General features: G+C 66.2%; 17 protein-coding genes. 11 read left to right on the top strand and 6 right to left on the bottom strand.

Features of this window, described 5'->3' with window-relative positions; genetic code table 11:
- Positions 1–880: 880 nt before the first annotated feature.
- The 5 genes from ACR9Y5_RS17095 to ACR9Y5_RS17075 form a co-directional block, all read right to left on the bottom strand.
- A complete protein-coding gene (locus ACR9Y5_RS17095) occupies positions 881–1,039 on the bottom strand; it encodes a hypothetical protein (RefSeq protein ID WP_481299085.1) in 159 nt (52 codons plus the stop codon).
- Positions 1,040–2,020 carry an NAD-dependent epimerase/dehydratase family protein gene (locus ACR9Y5_RS17090; RefSeq protein ID WP_481299084.1) on the bottom strand — a complete coding sequence of 327 codons (981 nt, stop codon included), beginning with the start codon at positions 2,018–2,020 and terminating at the stop codon, positions 1,040–1,042.
- 38 nt (positions 2,021–2,058) lie between these two features.
- Positions 2,059–2,847 (bottom strand): carbohydrate ABC transporter permease, encoded by a 789-nt coding sequence (locus ACR9Y5_RS17085; protein WP_481299083.1) that lies wholly within the window; start codon positions 2,845–2,847, stop codon positions 2,059–2,061.
- Positions 2,840–3,673, bottom strand: coding sequence for a carbohydrate ABC transporter permease (locus tag ACR9Y5_RS17080; RefSeq protein ID WP_481299082.1), 834 nt, complete (start codon positions 3,671–3,673; stop codon positions 2,840–2,842). The genes ACR9Y5_RS17085 and ACR9Y5_RS17080 overlap by 8 nt, the downstream gene beginning before the upstream one ends.
- A 134-nt stretch (positions 3,674–3,807) precedes the next feature.
- Positions 3,808–5,187: an ABC transporter substrate-binding protein gene (locus ACR9Y5_RS17075; RefSeq protein ID WP_481299081.1), complete on the bottom strand. Its 1,380-nt coding sequence runs from the start codon at positions 5,185–5,187 to the stop codon at positions 3,808–3,810.
- Positions 5,188–5,407: 220 nt separating this feature from the next.
- On the opposite strand from ACR9Y5_RS17075, the gene ACR9Y5_RS17070 reads away from it, so the two are divergent.
- The 8 genes from ACR9Y5_RS17070 to ACR9Y5_RS17035 all read left to right on the top strand — a co-directional run bounded on the left by ACR9Y5_RS17070 (position 5,408) and on the right by ACR9Y5_RS17035 (position 14,574).
- On the top strand, positions 5,408–6,433 hold the full coding sequence (locus tag ACR9Y5_RS17070; RefSeq protein ID WP_481299080.1) for a LacI family DNA-binding transcriptional regulator: 1,026 nt from the start codon (positions 5,408–5,410) through the stop codon (positions 6,431–6,433).
- Between the two features lie 119 nt (positions 6,434–6,552).
- Positions 6,553–7,527 (top strand): glycoside hydrolase family 6 protein, encoded by a 975-nt coding sequence (locus ACR9Y5_RS17065; RefSeq protein WP_481299079.1) that lies wholly within the window; start codon positions 6,553–6,555, stop codon positions 7,525–7,527.
- 84 nt (positions 7,528–7,611) lie between these two features.
- Complete coding sequence (locus ACR9Y5_RS17060; RefSeq protein ID WP_481299078.1) at positions 7,612–7,815, top strand: hypothetical protein; 204 nt, start codon at positions 7,612–7,614, stop codon at positions 7,813–7,815.
- A 348-nt stretch (positions 7,816–8,163) separates the two neighbouring features.
- Positions 8,164–9,435, top strand: a complete 1,272-nt coding sequence (locus tag ACR9Y5_RS17055; protein ID WP_481299077.1) for an ABC transporter substrate-binding protein — start codon at positions 8,164–8,166, stop codon at positions 9,433–9,435.
- A gap of 168 nt (positions 9,436–9,603) precedes the next feature.
- The gene (locus tag ACR9Y5_RS17050) at positions 9,604–10,410 is read left to right on the top strand and encodes a carbohydrate ABC transporter permease (protein WP_481299076.1); all 807 of its coding nucleotides are present in this window, start codon (positions 9,604–9,606) and stop codon (positions 10,408–10,410) included.
- Positions 10,407–11,234: a carbohydrate ABC transporter permease gene (locus tag ACR9Y5_RS17045; protein ID WP_481299075.1), complete on the top strand. Its 828-nt coding sequence runs from the start codon at positions 10,407–10,409 to the stop codon at positions 11,232–11,234. Before ACR9Y5_RS17050 ends, ACR9Y5_RS17045 begins: the two co-directional genes overlap by 4 nt.
- On the top strand, positions 11,231–13,729 hold the full coding sequence (locus ACR9Y5_RS17040) for an alpha-L-rhamnosidase (RefSeq protein WP_481299074.1): 2,499 nt from the start codon (positions 11,231–11,233) through the stop codon (positions 13,727–13,729). The genes ACR9Y5_RS17045 and ACR9Y5_RS17040 overlap by 4 nt, the downstream gene beginning before the upstream one ends.
- Positions 13,726–14,574, top strand: coding sequence for an aldo/keto reductase (locus ACR9Y5_RS17035; RefSeq protein ID WP_481299073.1), 849 nt, complete (start codon positions 13,726–13,728; stop codon positions 14,572–14,574). Before ACR9Y5_RS17040 ends, ACR9Y5_RS17035 begins: the two co-directional genes overlap by 4 nt.
- Here the strand turns inward: ACR9Y5_RS17035 and ACR9Y5_RS17030 are convergent.
- The gene (locus tag ACR9Y5_RS17030; RefSeq protein WP_481299072.1) at positions 14,553–15,617 is read right to left on the bottom strand and encodes a LacI family DNA-binding transcriptional regulator; all 1,065 of its coding nucleotides are present in this window, start codon (positions 15,615–15,617) and stop codon (positions 14,553–14,555) included. The two genes, ACR9Y5_RS17035 and ACR9Y5_RS17030, sit on opposite strands and share 22 nt — an antisense overlap.
- 79 nt (positions 15,618–15,696) lie before the next feature.
- Here ACR9Y5_RS17030 and ACR9Y5_RS17025 point away from each other — a divergent pair, with 79 nt between their 5' ends.
- The 3 genes from ACR9Y5_RS17025 to rhaI all read left to right on the top strand — a co-directional run bounded on the left by ACR9Y5_RS17025 (position 15,697) and on the right by rhaI (position 19,096).
- Positions 15,697–16,674 (top strand): Gfo/Idh/MocA family protein, encoded by a 978-nt coding sequence (locus tag ACR9Y5_RS17025; protein ID WP_481299071.1) that lies wholly within the window; start codon positions 15,697–15,699, stop codon positions 16,672–16,674.
- A 134-nt stretch (positions 16,675–16,808) separates the two neighbouring features.
- Positions 16,809–17,846, top strand: coding sequence for a LacI family DNA-binding transcriptional regulator (locus ACR9Y5_RS17020; RefSeq protein ID WP_481299070.1), 1,038 nt, complete (start codon positions 16,809–16,811; stop codon positions 17,844–17,846).
- Positions 17,847–17,932: 86 nt separating this feature from the next.
- Complete coding sequence (gene rhaI, locus ACR9Y5_RS17015; RefSeq protein WP_481299069.1) at positions 17,933–19,096, top strand: L-rhamnose isomerase; 1,164 nt, start codon at positions 17,933–17,935, stop codon at positions 19,094–19,096.

Here is a 19,096-nt window from a genome sequence, read left to right as displayed (position 1 = left end):
TTGCACTCTCGCGAAAGGGGACCCTTGGGCGATTTCCATAGCTCCGGGTTACGGAGAAGATCTCTTGGTCGTCGAGGGAGTGCTTGTGCCGCGGGTCAGCGGAACCGACCGCACTGCGACGGGCAATGTGGAGGTCATCGCACGAGGCCGCTTCGCCACGCGAGCAGGTAGTCACGCTGTTTTCAATCTTCCTCGTTTCGGTACACGCCCTTCGCCGGTGGCGTTACTGGATGTGCCGCTCCAAGTAGGAGGCTTCGAGTCGTTCACTGCGCCGGATGCGAGAGTCGATATTCAATATGTCTCGTTGGGGGAGGGCGACCAATTAGATCCAGTGTCGCCAGCGCCCGATTCGCGCGAGCCACTCGAATGGTCAAGTGGTGTCCAGTCGTCGGTCAGACCGTCGGGAATGGTCACCGAAGCTCGCGGTGAGCAACTGGTGTCACGCTCGCTCTTCTGGATCGGAGTGCTTGCTGGAGTTCTGGGCGGACTCCTATTGCCCGCTGTCAAGCTTCTTCTTTCCGCCTTCGAGCCGGCACCCATCCCACAGGGGCCGATAACGGGACCTGGCGTTGAGGGGACATTGCTACCCGCTTCTGAAGAAGTGATCACCACGCGACGGCACCGAGCTCGGGGTCGTGAAGGTCGTCCTATCTCGCGGGACGCAGGTCCTCCAGCGCTCGTCCCGGACGGTCAGGATGAAGCAGAACCCGTGCATCTCGATGCCGTGCGGATGCCTTCCTCAAGGCAGCTCGGCGCCTCACCTTCAGCTGGATGTAAGCGGCAAGGTCTCCTCCCGATGATCGAGCCGGAGCGGACGACGAAAAGAACAACCCCCGCGGCTCCGAAGAGTACGCGGGGGTTCTGTCGATCCTGAGGTGGGTCAGCCGTCGTAGCCGGCTGGGATCGGCGGCAGGTGAAGCGTCGCGACGGCCGTCGTCCAGTTGGACGCCATCGCCCGCTGCGCCGCAACCAGCGTAGCCTCTCCGGAGCGGATCGCCGAGCAGACGTACGCTTCGACCCGGTCCTTCGAGTTGTGCACCTACCGCACGGCCTCGATGAAGCGGTCGAGCCTCGCGTCGAGTTCCTCGTCGAAGTTCCGTCGCTCGGGGAGCTCGTCGTACCAGCCGACGATCTCGCGCGCTCCGGCGGCCCACGGGACGACGGCCCGGAAGTCGGGCACCATCGCCTTGATCTTGGCGTTGTCGAAGGTCAGCGAATACGCCTTGTCCCCCAGGATGCCGTCCGCCCACTCCGGGAACGCGCGGCCGATCTGCGTCGACGACGCATGGACGATCTCGGCCCTGCTGCCCGCCGCGACGGCGAGTTCGTCGGCGACCATGTCCCAGGTGAGCACCTCGTCGCCAGTGACATGGAAGGCGTCCCCGACCGAACGGTGATTGCCGGCGAGGCCGATGATGCCCGTCGCGACGTCGCTATGGTGGGTCAGCGTCCACAGGGATGTGCCGTCGCCGTGGACGAGCACCGGCTTACCGCGCCGCATCCGCTCGACGGTCGTCCATCCGCCGTCCAACGGGATGAGGGTCCGGTCGTAGGTGTGCGACGGTCGCACGATCGTCACCGGGAACCCCTGCGACTCGTAGGCGTCCATGTACACGCGCTCGCAGGCGATCTTGTCGCGCGAGTACTGCCAGAACGGGTTCAGCAGCGGGGTCGACTCCACGATCGGGAACGAGGTGACCGGCTTCCGGTAGGCGGAGGCCGAGCTGATGAAGACGTAGTGCGCGGTCCGCCCTCGGAAGATCTCGACATCGGACTGCGCCTGGTCCGGCGTGAACGCGCGGAAGTTCACGACGACGTCGAACTCCCTGTTCCCGACCGCCCGCTTCATGCTCTCCGGATCCGTCGAGTCGCCCATCAGCGTCTCCACCCCGGGGATCGCCGGCCGCGCCGTCTGGCGCGCCCGGTTGAGGTGGGTCAGCCGGATGCCGCGATCCAGCGCGAGCCGGCTGCAGGCGGAACTGATGATGCCGTTCCCGCCGATGAAGAGTGCTTCGAGCATGTAGTTTCCTTCTTCGTAGGTGGATGGGAGGTGCGGGGTCACTTCACCGCGCCCGCTGCCAGGCCGCGCTCGAAGAGCCGCTGCAGACAGAGGTACGCCACGACCTCGGGAATCGCGGTGAGCACCGCCGCGGCGATGACCTTGGTCTGATCGTCGGTGAACTGCCCGACGAAGAACTGCGGTATGAGCGTGATCGTCTGGGTGCTCGGGTCCTGCAGGAAGACCAGCGGGAACAGATAGTCGTTCCACGCTCCGATGAGGGTGAAGATGATGATCGCAGCAGCGATCGGCCGCGTCAGAGGTACGACGAGGTAGACGAACCCGCGCCACGAGCCTGCTCCGTCGACCCGGGCCGCCTCGAACAGCTCGTCCGGCACGCCGGTGAGGTAGGTGCGTGCGAGCAGGATCGCGAACGGGATCTGCAGCGCCGCCAATGGCAGGATCACCGAAAGCAACGTGTTGTACAGGCCCACGGCCGAGGCGGTCGCGAACAGCGGCGTCAGCAGCACGATCTCGGGCATCGTGAGGCAGGCGAGGATGCACCAGAAGTAGACCTCCCTGCCGGGCAGTCGCAGCTTGGAGAACCCGTAGGCGGCGGTCATCGTGCACACCCACACGATCGCGATGGCGGCAGCCGCGATCACGATGCTGTTCCGGAAGAACAGGAAGAAACCGGGCACCTGGATGACCCGTTCGAAGTTCACCCATCCCTGACCGGCGAGCGACCCCTGCACCATCGCGACCAGCGGGAACAGGAACGGGAGGACGAGCAGCGTGGTCAGCGACTGCAGCAGCAGCCGTCCGCGTCCGGTCCGAGCCTCAAACATCGGGACGCGCCTTCCGTTCCCGGCCCGTCACCTGAAGCACGATCGCCACGCCGAGCGCGAGGACCAGTAGCAGTATCGACAGCGCGGCACCGTAGCCGACCTGCCCCTGCGGAATGCTCACCCGGTAGATGAACGTGCCCAGGAACTCGGTGGCGTAGTTCGGGCCGCCGACGGTGACCAGATAGGGCACGTCGAAGGTCTTCAGGGCGCCGATCGCGCTGAGGATCGCCAGCGCCAGCGTCGTGCCGCGCACCCCTGGCCAGATGATGGCACTGAGTACGCGCGCGTTGCCCGCACCGTCCAGCCGGGCCGCTTCGATCACGTCGCCGTCGATCTGGCTCATGGCGGCGAAGTAGAGGATGAACGTGAGCCCCGTCCACTCCCAGATCGTGATCGACATGATCACCGGAAGGGCGGTGCTCGACTGCGCTATCCACGGCTGCGCGAGCGACCCGAGGCCGATGTGGCGCAGCAGCCAGTTGAACTGGCCGTCAGGTGCGTAGATCTCACGGAAGACCGGCGCCATGACGGCGGGGGCGATGACCACCGGGACGAAGATGATCACCTTGTAGAGCGCGCGCAAACGGATCCTGGAGTGCAGCAGGACCGCGAACAGGAGTCCGAGCGCCGTCTGGATCACGAAGGTGCCGATGAAGAAGACCACGGTGTTGCCCAGCGCCTTCCAGAACACCGGGTCACGCAGCGCCAGCGCATAGTTGCCGAGGCCGACGCTCGCGGGGTCGGGTGCGGTGCCGTTCCAGTTGAGGGTGGAGATGTAGCCCGTGTAGCCGATGCAGTAGTAGATCAGGCCGATGGAGAGCACCATAGCCGGCAGGATCCAACCGATGCCGAGCGGCAGCGAGTGCTTCCGTCGCCGTCCGCCGGTCCGACCCGGCGGCGGTCCCGCGACCGGGCCCCTGGGGGCCCGATCGCGGTCGACGGCCGAGCTGGTCAGCGCGCTCACTGGAGGCCCGGACTGCTCTGCTGGCTCTGCTCGAGAGTCGCGGCCGCCTGCTGCGGTGTCGCCTGGCCCGCCGCGACGGTCGTCGCGGCGAGCGAGATCGCGGTCGTCATGTCGTTGCTGATGTAGCGCTGCCGCGGCTGTGTGGCCGCGAACGACTCGTCGACAAGTTTCTGCAGCGACGGCTGCTGGGTCGTCGGGTCGACGAGAGTGATCTTCGAGAAGTCGGGCTCGACGCCCTTCAGCGACGGGAGGTCGTTGAGGGCGTTCGCCACGACCTGCTGCCCCGACTTCGCGGTCCCCAGCCACACCGAGAAGGTGAGCGCCGCGGCCTTGTTCGGCGACTTGGCGTTGACGGCGAGGCCGTAGTCGGGGTCGCCGTAGAGCTGGTCGCCGTCGTTTCCCGAGCCGGCCACGTCCGGGAACCGGGCGGAGAGCATCGGGAACGGGGTCGTGTCCGCCACACCGGCCGCGGAGATCGCCGGCTTCATCTCGATCGGGGTGCTGTACTGCATGTACCAGGTGCCCATCATCACCATCGCGTACTTCTGCGCCATGAAAGCGTTGTTGATGTCCGGATACTGGCTCTGCCCGAGCGCGCCGGTCTGGATGATGCCATCGGTGTTCAGCTCTTTCCAGATCGAGAGCGTCTTCACGATCGCGGGGTCCGTCCACTTGATCTTCCCCGTAGAGGCCTCGTTCCAGGCGCCGGGCTTCACGCTGCCGGCGATCGCCTGCAGGATGTCCTTGTTAAAGCCTGCGTCCTGCTCGCCTTCGGCGAAGCAGCCGACATGGTGCGATGCGAAGGCCTGGCACACCTTCACCCACTCGTCGAGCGTGGTCGGCGGGGTCAACCCGTATTTCTTGAACAGGGCCGCGTTGATCCAGAGCGGACCGCCGAACGTCGATCCGAGCGGCGTCGCAGCGAGCTTGCCGTTCTTCATGGTCAGCCCCTGGTAGTCGATCGGATACAGCTTCGACTTCCAGTCCTTCCCCAATACCTTCTCGATCTGCGGGGTCGGGTCGACGGCGTCGGGGCCGAACTGGCTGAGCCAGCCGCCCGGCTGGATGTCGTAGATATCCGGTCCGTGGCTGGACGCCAGCGCGGGAGCCAGGGCGGCCTGCCACGCGGAGATCGGCAGCTCCTTGTAGGTGACCTTGATGTGCGGGTAGACCTTGTTGAATGCGGCGATGTACTGCGCCGCTGCAGTGGGCTGCGGCGTCCAGCCCCACCACGTCACCGCGCCGGATGTCGATGAGCCGGCCTGTGACGCACCTGCGGAACTGCAGCCCGCCAGGGCGGCGAGCACGAGCGAACCCGTGGCGAGCGCCGATGCGATGATCTGGGCCCGCGTGCGTGGCTTCTTTCCTCTGAACACGACTACTCCTCGTTGAATGGTGTGCGCTGCTGAACCGTGCCCGTCGGGCGGGCGCCGGCCGGGGGATGAATCCCCTTATCCCAGCGTTACTTTCAACGTTGAGATTCAGCGTTGAAGTACAACGTTGAACAACCTAGTGATCGCGGTCCGCAGCTGTCAACTGTGTCGTCGAGATTCAACGTTGTATCGTGGAGCGGACCAGAACGCGCTTGGAGAATCCATGAACAACTCCGTGACCATCCTCGACGTGGCCAGGCTGGCCGGCGTGTCCGGCAAGACGGTCTCCAATGTGGTGCGAGGACTCCCCGGCGTCGGCGCGGCGACGCAGGAGCGCGTCCTGGCCGCGATCGACCAGCTCGACTACCGCCCCAACATCGCCGCCCGGGGGCTGAAATCCGGCAACACGGGTGTCATCACGCTCATCATCCCCGACCTCCGCAACGCTTATTTCGCCGAACTGGCGAACTCCGTGATGGAGGAAGCGGCGGTCAAGGGGCTGTTCGTCACGATCGAGCAGGTCGGGTACAACCGCGAACGGGAGCTCGAATCACTGCGCGGGCCGCGGTCGCGTCTGGTCGACGGAATCCTGTACAGCGCGATGACCCTCGAGGAGTCCGACGCGCATCTGCTCAACACCCGCACCCCGGTGGTGCTTCTCGGCGAGCAGATCTTCCACGGCCCTGTCGACCACGTCACCATGAAGAACGTCGAGGCGACGAAGGCATCCACCGAACTCATGCTCCGGCAGGGGCGCCGCCGGATCGTCGCACTGGGGGTCTCGCCGGACGGCAAACCGGGAACGGGAGCGCTCCGCTTCGAGGGCTACCGCGCCGCCCTGAACGAGGCCGGCCTCCCCGTCGATCCCTCGCTGGTCCCGGTCCCGGGAGGCTGGCATCGCGGCGAGGGCGCCGACGCCATCCGTTCTCTCCTCGACGAGGGCCGGGACTTCGACGCCGTCGTTGCGTTCAGCGACACGCTCGCACTGGGTGCCCTCCGGGCATTGCAGGAGCGCGGCAGATCGGTGCCCGACGATGTCGCGGTCATCGGGTTCGACAACATCGACGAGTCGGCCTTCTCGCTGCCGACGCTCTCGACGGTCGACGCGGGAAGGCAGGACATCGCCCGGCGCTCGGTCGAACTCCTCACCGAGCGGATCGCCGAGCCCAAGCGGCACGACCCGCCGCGCGAGATCTCTGTCGACTTCACCATCATCGAGCGCGAATCGACAGCACCGCGGATGGGCTGACTCGGGATCCGTCGCCGCTACCCGGGCTTCTGAGGTCGCACCTGCGGCTGCGCTGGCATCGCAGCCACTCGTCTGCGGAGAGGGCTGACCGTCCCCGCATTCGAGCCGATAGTCACAGTATGCGCAGAATCATCAGTTCCCTGATCGGCGCAGCCCTTCTCGCGGCTGCGCTCCTGTGGGCGCCCGCGCCACCGGCCGCGCACGCCGACGACCCCGCGTTCGGAAGTCGGCTGTACGTCGACCCGTCCAGCGATGCCCAGCAGGTGTACACCCGGCTGATGGCCCAGGGCGACATCGCGACCGCGGCCCTGATCGGGCAGATCGCGAGCCAGCCGACCGCGGTGTGGCTGGGCGACTGGTACAGCCCGACGCTGCTGCTCAGCGTGATCCAGCGACATCTGAGTGCGGCCGCGGCCCAGGACGCCACACCGGTGTTCGTCACGTACGCGATCCCGGATCGCGACTGCGGCGGGTACTCCGCCGGCGGATTCACGGACGACCAGTACCTCGACTGGACCAGGTTGGTGGCCTCCGCACTCGCCGGCAGCAGAGCGGTCGTCCTGATCGAGCCGGACTCCCTCGCCATGCTTTCGAGCAGCGCCTGCGCGGGCGTTGCGGCGACCCGGCTCCCTCTGCTCAAATCCGCCGTCGATATCCTCGCCGGCGCGGGACTGGTCACCTATCTGGACGGTGGCAACGCCCGCTGGCTGACACCGGACGCCCAGGCCGCCTACTTGAAGGCCGCGGGCGTCGCGGATGCGCGCGGCTTCTTCACGAACGTGTCCAACTTCGACGCCACCCAGACCGAGCGCGACTACGCCGGCAAGCTCTCGTCGCGGGTGGGCTGGAAGCACTTCGTGATCGACGTCTCCCGCAACGGCGACGGCTGGACCGGCACCTGGTGCAATCCCCCCGGGGCGGCACTCGGGCAGAACCCCCAGATCACGCAGTCGGCGACGAGCAAGCTCGACGCCCTCCTCTGGGTGAAGCATCCAGGCACCAGCGACGGTCCCTGCAACGGCGGACCCGCTGCCGGCGCCTGGTTCGAGAGCGGAGCGGAGGCGCTGGTGCTCGGACGGATGGCCGCAGGCTGATCCTGACGGGGCGGATATCGCCATTCACGCGCGCCGGGCAGGGGTTATCGTGGTCGGGTCCGCCGCCGTCGCGAAGGAGCCATCGTGCCGATCTTCTCCATGACCGTCTCCGCCGACGGCTTCGTGACCGACCGCGAACGCCGCTCGGCGATGGAAGCGCCTAGCGCGATCGCTAGCTGCTGCTGTGATGGGCCGGGCGTGCCCACGTTCTGCCCACAACTGAATCCCATGACGCGGAATCATTGTGATGTGGGAGGGGAGAAATTCCGCGAGAATCCGGCGAAGTAGGACGGGATTGCGTCTACTCCGCATGGCCGACTAGAGCACACGGCTCATGATCGTGGTGTCGCGGGTTCGAGTCCCGCCCTCGCTACATAGCTTGAAAACACTGGGAACGGCGGCTGATCTTCAGCCGCCGTTTTCTCGTTGAGGGGGCGATTCGCCGGGATCGCCGCGCTTACTAGGGCCTTCACCATTCGACCCATCGCGGCACGCGCATCCTCGTCGATGTCGGCCGGCGGTGCGCGAATACCCGGTATATCGTTTCATCTTGTAGATCGATCTCCAAACCGCTACAGTGAGGCTACCTCCGGCGAAGCCGGCCCATGCATGATCAAGGAGGATCACATGAGAAAGATGAGGTTCATCCTCGTAGCTGGGGTGGCTGCGGCCAGCCTGACGCTCGCAGCTTGCTCCACGAGCCCGTCCGCACCCGCAACCACGCCCGCTTCGAGCGGGCCGGTCAGCGGAACGGTGTCCATGTTCGCTAATCCCGACGATCGGGTTCCCCTCACGACTCTGATCAGCCAGTTCACCCAAAAGAATCCGGGGGTGACGATCAACGTCACCTATGCGTCCATCAACAATCAGTACGCGGCACTGACGACGCAGCTCGCCTCCGACAACGCGCCGGATGTCTTCCCTGTCGCTCCGGGAACGGGCACGCCGACATCAGCCCAGATCATCGGCAAGCGCGGTCTCATCGCGGCGCAGACTGGCCCCTGGGTGGCTCGGCTCACTGCCACCGACAAGCAGGTCCTCAACGTCAAGGGCAAGACCTATGCCGCACCCGTTTATCGCCAGGGCGTCGGGTACGCGTACCGTACGGACCTCGTGAAGCAGGCCGGGCTCACCGTGCCGACGACGTGGAGCGACGTCCTGACCTACTGCCGGGACGCCAAGGCTAAGGGCCTCGTCGCTTTCGCGCTCGGCGGGCAAACGCCGCCGAACGGGCAGATGATCCCGTATGCGTTGGCGGCCACGCTGGTCTACGGAGCTGACAAGAACTTCGTGACTGAGATGAACGACGGCAAGAAGACGTTCGCGGACTCGAAGTGGGTCCAGGCGATCTCGATGACGCAGGACATGCAGAACGCCGGGTGTTTTGAGAACGACGCTTCGGGCGTCTCGTATCAGAATTCCCTGTCGCTCGTGGCAGAAGGGAAGGCCATCGGCACCGTCTACCTCGGCCGAGTGGGTCAGCTCATCTCGGCGATGAACCCCGCCGCGACTATGGGCTTCGCCGCGCTTCCGGCGACAAACAACGCATCGAAGACTTACCTACCGGCCACGGCCTCGTTCGCTTTCGCGATCAACGCGAAGTCGAAGAATCTCCCTGCCGCGCAGGCGTGGGTGAACTTCATGGCCAGCTCGAACGGGGCGGCGCTGTACGCGAACGGTCGCGGTGTCCCGGCGTTCCCGGCATCGAACTACACGGATGCCAGCGGGCCGGGCAAAGTCGTACTCGATATGCAGAAGTCGGGGCACACCGTGCTCTTCATGGACCAGCTTTGGCCGAACCCGCAGATCCAGGTCGCTCTGCAGACCGGTATGCAGGACCTGCTTGTCGGCAAGCAGACGCCGAAGCAGATCGCGCAGCAGATGGACTCCGCGTTCAGCCAGCAATAGATCCGAATCATGCGGTCGCGGCGCGCACTCCGTCCGGCGCGCCGCGACCACCTCGTCGGGAGAACACCCATGACACTCGCTGATCGACGTCGCATGCGGCCTCGGAACCCGGTCTTCCGGAGATCGCTCCTCGTCCTCGCAATCCCCGCCCTTGTCGCCTACGGGTTCGTGATCCTGATCCCCAGCGCCCGGGGGGTGGGCTATGCATTCACCAATTGGGATGGTCTCTCCACGGTCGCGAAGTTCACTGGGCTCGCAAACTTCGAGCGGATTTTCAGCAACTCCGCCGCGAGCGGAGCGGTTCTGCATACCCTTGTCATCGCGTTGGCGATAACCGTCTTCCAGAACCTCTTGGGCCTGCTGCTGGCGCTCGGCGTGAGCAGCGGCATCAAGAGCGGCGGAGTGCTGAAGGTCCTGCTGTTCGCGCCTGCCGTCGTCGCACCCATCGCGACGGCGTTTCTCTGGCAGTACATCTTTACTCCCGCCGGACCCATCAACTCCACGTTGCGTTCGATGGGGCTCGGGGGCCTCGCCGCGAACTGGCTCGGCGATCCGTCGATCGTCCTGTTCTCCATCATCTGCGTCGTTGTGTGGCAGTTCGCAGGGTATTCGATGGTGATCTTCCTCGCGGGCATGGCGGCGATCCCAGGCGAGGTGCTCGAAGCCGCCGCGATCGACGGCGCGGGCGCGTTTCGCACCCTCATCTCGGTGCGGTTGCCGCTGCTGGCTCCCGCTATCACCGTGAACGCGATCTTGAGTGTCATCGGCGGTCTGAAGATCTTCGACCAGGTCTACATCATGACTGGCGGCGGACCGGGCACAGCCTCGCAGACTATGTCGACACTCATCTACCAGAACGCCTTCCAGTACGGGGAGTTCGGCTACAGCATCGCCATGGCCCTCGTCCTCGCGGTATTCGTCGCCGCCATCTCGGCGGGTCAGTACTCCCTGCTGTCGCGGCAGAGAAGGGCGTGAGATTGTCCCGTTACCGCTTCTCGACCGGTGTCGTCGAGGTACTCATGATACTGGTCACGGTGATATTCCTTATCCCGCTGTACCTGCTCGTAAACATCGCGCTCAAGGCGCCATCGGACCCCTCGCCCGCGATCGCGCCCGTCCTACATCCGACGATCGAGAACTTCACTCAGGCCTGGACACAGGGGGCGCTCGGGCAGGCCCTGATCAACAGTGTGATCGTGACGGCGGCCAGTTGCCTGCTCGTTTGCGCACTCGCGTTCTTGGCGGCGTATCCACTCGCTCGCGTGACGTCGGGGCTCTCGCGGTTCGTCTTTCTGGCAATCATGCTCGGGTTGCTGATCCCGCTGCAGCTCGGCGTCCTGCCGCTCTACCAGACGATGCACGACCTCGGTCTGCTGGGGACACCGGCTGCGCTGATCGTCTTCTACACCGGAGCGCAGGTGCCGTTCGCGACGTTCCTTTATGTCACGTTCCTCCGCGAGCTCCCAATCGATTACGAGGAAGCGGCGATCCTCGACGGTGCGAGCCGGCTCCGGCTCCTGCGGTCGGTGGTGTTCCCGCTCGTTCAGCCAGTCACTGGAACGGTCGTCATCCTCACCGCCATCCACGTGTGGAACGACTTCTTCATCCCGCTCCTCTACCTCACCGGCAGCCCGAATCTCACCTTGCCGCTGGCCCTGAACTCCTTCGTCGGCACCTACACCGCGGAGTGGAACCTGGTGTTCGCGAGCCTCGTGGCAAGCATGCTCCCCATCCTCATCGCGTACTTCATACTCCAGCGCCAGGTCATCAAGGGATTCGGGGGAGGCCTCAAGGGATGAACGACTTCGACCCACCGGCGATCGGGGCAGCCGCCCCCGCGGAAGCGGCGGAGCCGACACTGCTCCGTCGAGCCTTCGTCGTGGACGGCGAGCTGGAGTCAGCGAGTCTGCGCGCTGCTGCGCACGGCGTCTATCAGGTGGAGATCAACGGCGCGCAGGTCGACGATCACCTCCTGAAACCGGGGTGGACTGCCTACCAGCAACGCGTCAACGTGGCCATGACCGATGTGACCTCGCTGCTCGAGGAAGGCGAGAACGCGATCGGGGTGACGCTCGCGGGTGGGTGGTTCACCGAGGAGTACGGATTCCTTGGGATGGCCCGGCGGGTCTACGGTGATCAGCCCACCGTCGCTCTCGAGTTGCACATCCGCTACCGCGACGGACGCGAGGAGGTCGTGGCGAGCGGACCCGGATGGCTCTCCCACGCCTCGCCAATCGTTCGCTCGAGCATCTACCGAGGCGAGGTCTACGACGCGCGCCGGGCGGTTCCGGACTGGTCCCGTCCGGGGGCGGACTTGCGGCGGTGGACGCCCGCTGCCATCCATCCTCCGTTGCAGGGCCCGTCGCTGGACGAGGCTCCGCCGATCAGGGCGCAGCAGGAACTCGCGCCCGAGCGGATCTGGACGGCGCCGAGCGGGGAGGTGATCGTCGACTTCGGCCAGAATCTTGTCGGCCATGTGCGGATTCGCGTCGACGCTCCGCAGGGGCGCGAGATCGTGCTCCGGCACGCCGAGGTCCTGGAGGACGGTGAATTGTGCGTGCGGCCGTTGCGATTCGCCGCCGCCACGGACACGTACATCTCCGGCGGCGGCGAGCAGGAGTGGGCGCCTCGATTCACCTTCCACGGGTTCCGTTACGTCGGGCTCCGTGGATGGCCCGGTTCCGTCTCGGCCGATTCCATCCGCGCAATCGTCGTCCATTCGACCATGGCGCGGACAGGTTGGTTCGAATGCTCCGACCCGGAGCTGTCGCGTTTCCATGAGAACGTCGTATGGAGCATGCGTGGCAACTTCCTGTCGGTGCCGACCGACTGCCCGCAGCGCGACGAGCGCCTCGGGTGGACGGGTGATATAAACGTGTTCGCCGACACAGCGACCTTCCTGTTCGACTGCTCCTCCTTCCTGCAGTCCTGGCTGACGGATCTGAGTCTGGAGCAACTCCCCAGTGGCGCTGTGCCTCTGGTGATCCCGTTCGTGCTCCCGCCCTCGCGGATGCCTTCCGCCATCTGGGGTGATGCTGCCGTCGGGGTGCCCTGGGCATTGTGGGAGCGGTTCGGTGACCGGGCCGTGCTGGAGCGTCAGTGGCCCAGCATGAAGGCCTGGGTCGAGTGTGTTGCGGCGCTGCGAGATGCCGACGGCTTGTGGCGCGGCTGGTTCCAGTTCGGCGACTGGCTCGACCCGACCGCGCCTCCGGAGCAACCGGGGCAGGCGAAGACCGACGCGGACCTGGTCGCGAACGCGTACCTCTATCGCTCGATGCTGACGATATCGAAGGCTGCATCGATTCTGGGGCGTGACGACGAGGCGGCGGGATACGCGCGTATGGCCACCAGTGTGAGGGATGCATTCCGCGCTGCCTATATCACGCAGTCGGTCGGCGTGCTCTCCGAATCCGCGACGGCCTATTCGCTCGCGATCGTATTCGGATTGCTCGAGCCGCATGAGGTTCGGGTCGCGAGCGGTCGGCTCGCGGAGGTGCTGCGGCGGGCGGCCTACCGGGTCATCACCGGGTTCGTCGGCACCCCCCTAGTGCTCGAGGCGCTTGCCATCGGTGGACGTTTCGATGTCGCGGAGAAGCTGTTGATGCAGCGGGAGTGCCCCTCCTGGCTCTACCCGGTCACCATGGGCGCGACGACGATCTGGGAACGGTGGGACGCCATGCTGCCCGATGGCCGGGTGAATCCTGGCGAGATGACGTCGTTCAACCACTACGCGCTCGGCGCAGCGGCGTCGTGGCTGCACCAGAGGGTGGGCGGTCTGCGACTCGCCGACCCCGGATTCCGGACGGCCACCGTCTCGCCTGTTTTCCTCGGGAGCCTGGACTGGGCGAGCGTCCGATATGAACGGGACGGTCTGCGGTGGTCGGTCGAATGGCGACGCCGAGACGATAAGACGGTGACCGTGTCCATCGAGGTCCCGGTGGGTGGGACCGCCGTTGTCGAGCTGCCGGGTGTCGTCGACCAGGTGGGAGAAGGCCGGCACAGCTGGGACGTGCCGTCTCGGCGGGGGCGGCCTATGGGTCGTCCTCTCCATCTTCAGAGTCCGCTCGCCGACTTGTCCGACGACGGCGACGCCATCCGTAGCGTTGTCGACGCGGTGGCGCCCCTCGACCCAGAGCTCGCCGTTCGGATCCTCAACTCAACCGAATGGCTGCCGCACCGACCCCTCTCGGACCTCTTCGTCTATGCCGACCAGCGAGTCGCCGACGCCGTCGCCGGTGCACTCGTCCGACGCAACGCCGGCCTAGCCGCGCCCGTGGCATCGGGGTCGCGATGATCTCGGACGGCTTCTCGCGGATCGCCCTCGGCACAGCGCAGTTCGCCTTCCGGGATCCGACCGACGACGCGGCTAGCATCGACGCGATCCGGTTCGCCGTGGAGTCGGGCATCTCGTTCATCGACACGGCGCGCGCGTACACGACGCCTGACGAGCCCGACTACGCGGAGCGGGTCGTGGGACAGGCTGTCGCGGGATCGAATGTGCCGGTCTTTCTCTCGAGCAAGGGGGGGCACTTCCGTGCCGACTCAGGATTCCCGATCGACAATTCGCCCGAGCGCCTGCGCGAGCACCTCCGCGACGCACGGATCGCTCTCGGCGTGGACAGCATCGACCTCTACTTCTTGCACCATCCCGACCCGATGGTTCCGGTCGCCGAGAGCCTCGCGGTGCTCGACGAGGCGCGAGCACGGGGTGAGATCGCTGCGATCGGCCTATCGAACGTCTCCATCGAACAGCTGGAGGCGGCACGTTCGATTGCCGAGATCGCCGCGGTCCAGAACCGGTTCTCGCCGTTCGACCTGTCGGACGCCGCGATGGTCGCGCACTGCGAGCGTGCCGGGTTGCTCTACATGGCTTACTCGTCGCTTGGCGGAGTGCGGCTGCAGTCGCAGATGGCCGAGCGTCTCCCTCAGTCCGAGGCGCATGCTCGCAGCCTCGGCATCTCTCTGCGCCAGCTGATCCTGCTCTGGCACCTCGGACGATCGTCGACCCTGGTCCCTATCGTGGGTGCGAGCCGCGCGGCGACCATCGGTGAGGCGGCGGCGGTGCTGGCGATCGACATCGACCCCGGCGACCTGGAGGTCTTAGATCGCGAGATCGGCTATGCGTTCGGCCCCGGCTGATCCGTACTGCGGCGGACGATCAGACGCGGTTCGAGGACTTCGTTCCGCGACACCGTCCGGCCCGCGAGACGCTCACGCAACATCCGCATCGCTAGAGCACCCATCTCTTGACCGCTCTGGTCGACACTCGTCAGGCCGACGAGCGGATGCCCGCCCAGGACGGTGTCATCGTACCCCGCGACGGCGATCATACCGCGAGCCCCCACGTCGTCGATCGCTCGCAGAACGCCCATGGCCGCGGCGTCGTTCCCAGCGAAGACTGCGGTCGGGGTGTTCTCCTGCTGCAACAAACGGAGCATTCCATCATGGGCGGCGCTCTCGGTGAATTTTGCGTTCACGATCCGGATCTGACCGGAGAGCCCGTGCTCCGTCATGATGGCTTCATAGGTCTGACGACGGATAAGGTGCGCGCTGTCGTCTATCTGCTTGCCGGAATCGTCGACGTTAGTGACATGCACGATGTCGGCGTGCCCTCGCCCGATAAGGTGCTCCATGACCAGCCTCGCACCGGTTTCGTCGTCACCGGAGATGGTGTCGAAATACGGCGACACCCTGTGTTGACCAAGCTGCACAAGCGGCACTCGTTGCGCCAGGCTCTCGATCCAGTCGGTGGATGCGAGCGGAGAGATCGCCAGAAAGCCGTCGACCCGGCGGTCGTCGAGGGCCTGGAGGGCCTGTTTACCATCGGGGTGTTCGGGATCGACGGGCGCCAGGATCAGCTGGAACCCGCTTCCCGTGAGTTCTGTGAGGGCGCCGGCGACAATCCGGGAGAAGAACGGATTCTCGAGGTCCGGCAGCATGACCCCGAATGTGTTGGTCGACGAGCGCATGCCGCGCGCCACGATCGACGGACGGTAGCCGAGCGCGTCGATGGCGGTCTCGACCCGAACCTTCATGGAATCACTGACGCCATAGGCGTTCCTCAGCACCTTGGAGACCGATGCGCGGGACACCTGAGCGTGTCGCGCCACGTCCAGGATGGTGGGCCGGCTCGGCCGGATGTTGTCCGCCACCATGGATCCCTCCGGGCTGATCATGACCATCCAGGCGTCTGTTGGTCTGGGTCGTCCCTGCCCCTTACCACCCTACAACTAATGGATTAGGAGGCATGCGATGGATGGCATGCGCGTCACCCTCGTCGGCGCAGGCGATCGGGCCGCGTCGATCGGGGACGATCTGATGCGCTCGGGTGTGGGCCGGGTGGTGGGGGTTTGGGATCGCCAACACGCGAGGGCGAAGGTGCTCGCGGATCGATGGGGGGCGCGCGCCGCCCTGACGATCGAAGACTTGGTCGCGGCGGACCGGACCGATCTCGTCGCCATCGCGACTGCCCCGGTGTTCCGACTCGAGCCACTCGAGCGTGCTGTCTCCGCCGGAGCGCGAGCCTTCGTGATCGAGAAGCCGATCGGACTCACGGAGGACGACACGCAGCCCCTCCTCGACCTCGCCCACGGGCTCTTCGTCGCGGTCAACACGCACTACCGATGGATGCCGCATTGGCGACGCGTGATGGAGGAGGTGCGCGACGGACGACTGGGCGTCATCCGATCGATCGACGCCAGCTCGTGCGTCGATCTGAGAGACCAGGGCCCTCACCTGCTCGACCTCACGTTCGCCGTCGCCCGGGCGGCGGGGTGGCCTTCGGTCGACACGGTGCTTGCTGCAGGATCGGGGAAGTCCGCCTACGGACGCACGGTCTCGTTCGCTGATGTCGTCGCGCGCTACAGGTTCGGCGATTCGGTGGCGACCGTTTCCTCCGGTGATTTCTCACCCTTCTCGCCGGACGTGCCCCAGCTCCACCGACGGCAGCAGCTCGACATCATCGGGGATGACGGCGCTGCTCACGTCTCCTTGACCCGCGGCGGATGGATTGCGACACCGACGGAGTTCACCCGCTTCCCGACCAGCTGGCCACAGGACGGGCACGCGGCTCAGGTCGAGTTCTGGCGCGCCGTGGCTGTCGCGGTCTCGACTGGCGCGGAGAGCTCCTCCTTTCCAACCGGGCTACCGGCCGCCGCCTCGACGCACCGGGCACTCTTCGCCGCGCTGCGCGCGGCCCGCTCCGGCGTACCAGTGGCGATCAGTGATTCGGGGGGATGAACGACTCGTGGACGACACGGGCGAAGCGACCGCGACTCGTTCTGGACACGCTGTTCGCGTCCAGCAGCGCGGGGTCTGTCCGATGAACCGTCGCCCTGATGAGGTACATTCGATCGGATCGAGGAGGGATGGCCATGGCGCCGAAGCGACCCAGCGTCAAAGACGTGGCGGCGCTCGCCGGGGTCGCGGTGGGCACGGTCTCCAACGTCCTGAATCGACCCGAAATCGTCGCGGAACCGACCCGGCAGGCTGTCGAGGCCGCCATCGCGACACTGGGTTTCACCCGCAACGAGACGGCCCGCCAGCTGCGTGCCGGAGCCAGCCGGGCCATCGCGATGGTCGTGATGGATGTGGCAAACCCCTTCTTCACGGACCTTTACGTTGGTGCGGAGGCGTTCGCTATCGAGCGTGGCTACTCCATCCAGTTGGGCAACAGTGGGAATCGACCGGAGCGCGAGCGGGAGCAGCTGAGCGCCTTCGAGCAGCAGCGCGTCCGCGGTGTGCTGCTTGCGCCGATCGGCGAGACCCGTGCAGAGCTGGACCGGCTGCGCGAACAGGGAATCCCCGCCGTTCTCGTCGACCGCGTCGCATCGGACGTCGAGGCGTGCTCGGTCGCCGTCGACGACGTGGAAGGCGGCAGGCTGGGGATGGCGCATCTCATCGCCGAGGGTCATCGGCGAATCGCCTTCGTCAGCGGCCCTTCCGACCTCCAGCAGATCCGCGATCGCCTCGCGGGAGCGCGGACGGCGGTGGCCGAGGAGGTGGAGCCGGTCGAGCTGGTCGTGGTAGCGGCGGAGCGGATGGACGCGCGGGGCGGGCGCGACGCAGCCGAGCGCATCCTGGCCTCGGCGCGGCGCCCGACGGCGGTCTTCGCGGCGAACGATCTTCTCGCACTGGGGCTCCTGCAGGGCTGCGTCGCCGCAGGCCTGCGCGTTCCGGACGACATCGCGCTGATCGGGTATGACGACATCGACTTCGCGTCGACCGCCGCGGTGCCGCTCTCCGCCGTCCGCCAGCCGCGACGTGAGATCGGGTATGCGGCGGGCGAGTTGCTCTTTCGGGAGATCGAGGACCTCGACTCGGGTGTCACCCACGTGCACCAGCAGGTGCGGTTCATCCCCGAACTCGTGGTGCGGCGCTCCACCTCGCTCAGCGCCCCTGCGCTGGCCTGACGCTCCAGGTCGGTTGCGCATCCGTACCCGGCCGCGGTAGGTTGAAACGATTCATGCGGCGATGACGCCGGAGAGAAAGCGACAAGATGACCCTCACTGATGAGATCCGCTCCCAGCTGGCGCTGCAGGCGATCGAGCTGCCGAGCTGGGCGTTCGGCAACTCGGGCACCCGCTTCAAGGTGTTCGGCACGCGGGGCACTGCACGCGACCCGTTCGAGAAGATCTCGGACGCCGCGCAGGTGCACAAGCACACCGGGCTCGCGCCGAGCGTCGCGCTGCACATCCCATGGGACCGGGTCGAGAACTACGCCGACCTCAAGAAGCATGCCGAGGACAACGGCGTCGAACTGGGGACGATCAACTCGAACACCTTCCAGGACGAGGACTACAAGTTCGGCTCGGTCACCCACCACGACGACCGCATCCGCCAGAAGGCGATCGACCATCACTTCGAGTGCATCGACGTGATGAACGAGACCGGCTCGCGCGACCTGAAGATCTGGCTCGCCGACGGCACCAACTACCCGGGGCAGGACTCCATGCGTGCCCGGCAGGACCGGCTCGCGGACTCGCTGCAGAAGATCTACGAGCGCATCGGCGAGGGCCAGCGGCTCGTGCTGGAGTACAAGTTCTTCGAGCCGGCGTTCTATCACACCGATGTTCCGGACTGGGGAACCAGCTACGTGCAGACCGCCGCGCTCGGCGACCGCGCCTTCGTCTGCCTGGACACCGGCCACCACGCCCCGGGGACGAACATCGAGTTCATCGTGATGCAGCTGCTCCGCCTCGGAAAGCTGGGGAGCTTCGACTTCAACAGCCGCTTCTACGCCGACGACGACCTGATCGTGGGCGCGGCGGACCCGTTCCAGCTGTTCCGTATCATCTTCGAGGTCATCCAGGGAGGCGGCTACGGCAGCCCGGAGGTCGCGTTCATGCTCGACCAGTGCCACAACCTCGAGGCGAAGATCCCGGGCCAGATCCGCTCGGTACTGAACGTGCAGGAGGCGACCGCGAAGGCGCTGCTGGTGGACATGGAGGCGCTCGAAGCTGCGCAGCGCGCGAACGACGTACTGGCGGCCAACACGGTGTTCATGGATGCGTTCAACACGGACGTGCGCGCCGACCTGGCCGCCTGGCGCGAGTCGCGCGGACTCCCGGCGGACCCGATGGCCGCGTACAAGGCGAGCGGATACCAGCAGAAGATCGAGGCCGACCGCGTGGGCGGCACCCAGGCCGGATGGGGCGCGTGA

This window comes from Leifsonia sp. KNZ13-11D (assembly GCF_056754895.1).
The sequence above is the reverse complement of the archived record's forward strand: the minus strand, read 5'-3'. Positions and strand labels throughout refer to the sequence as shown.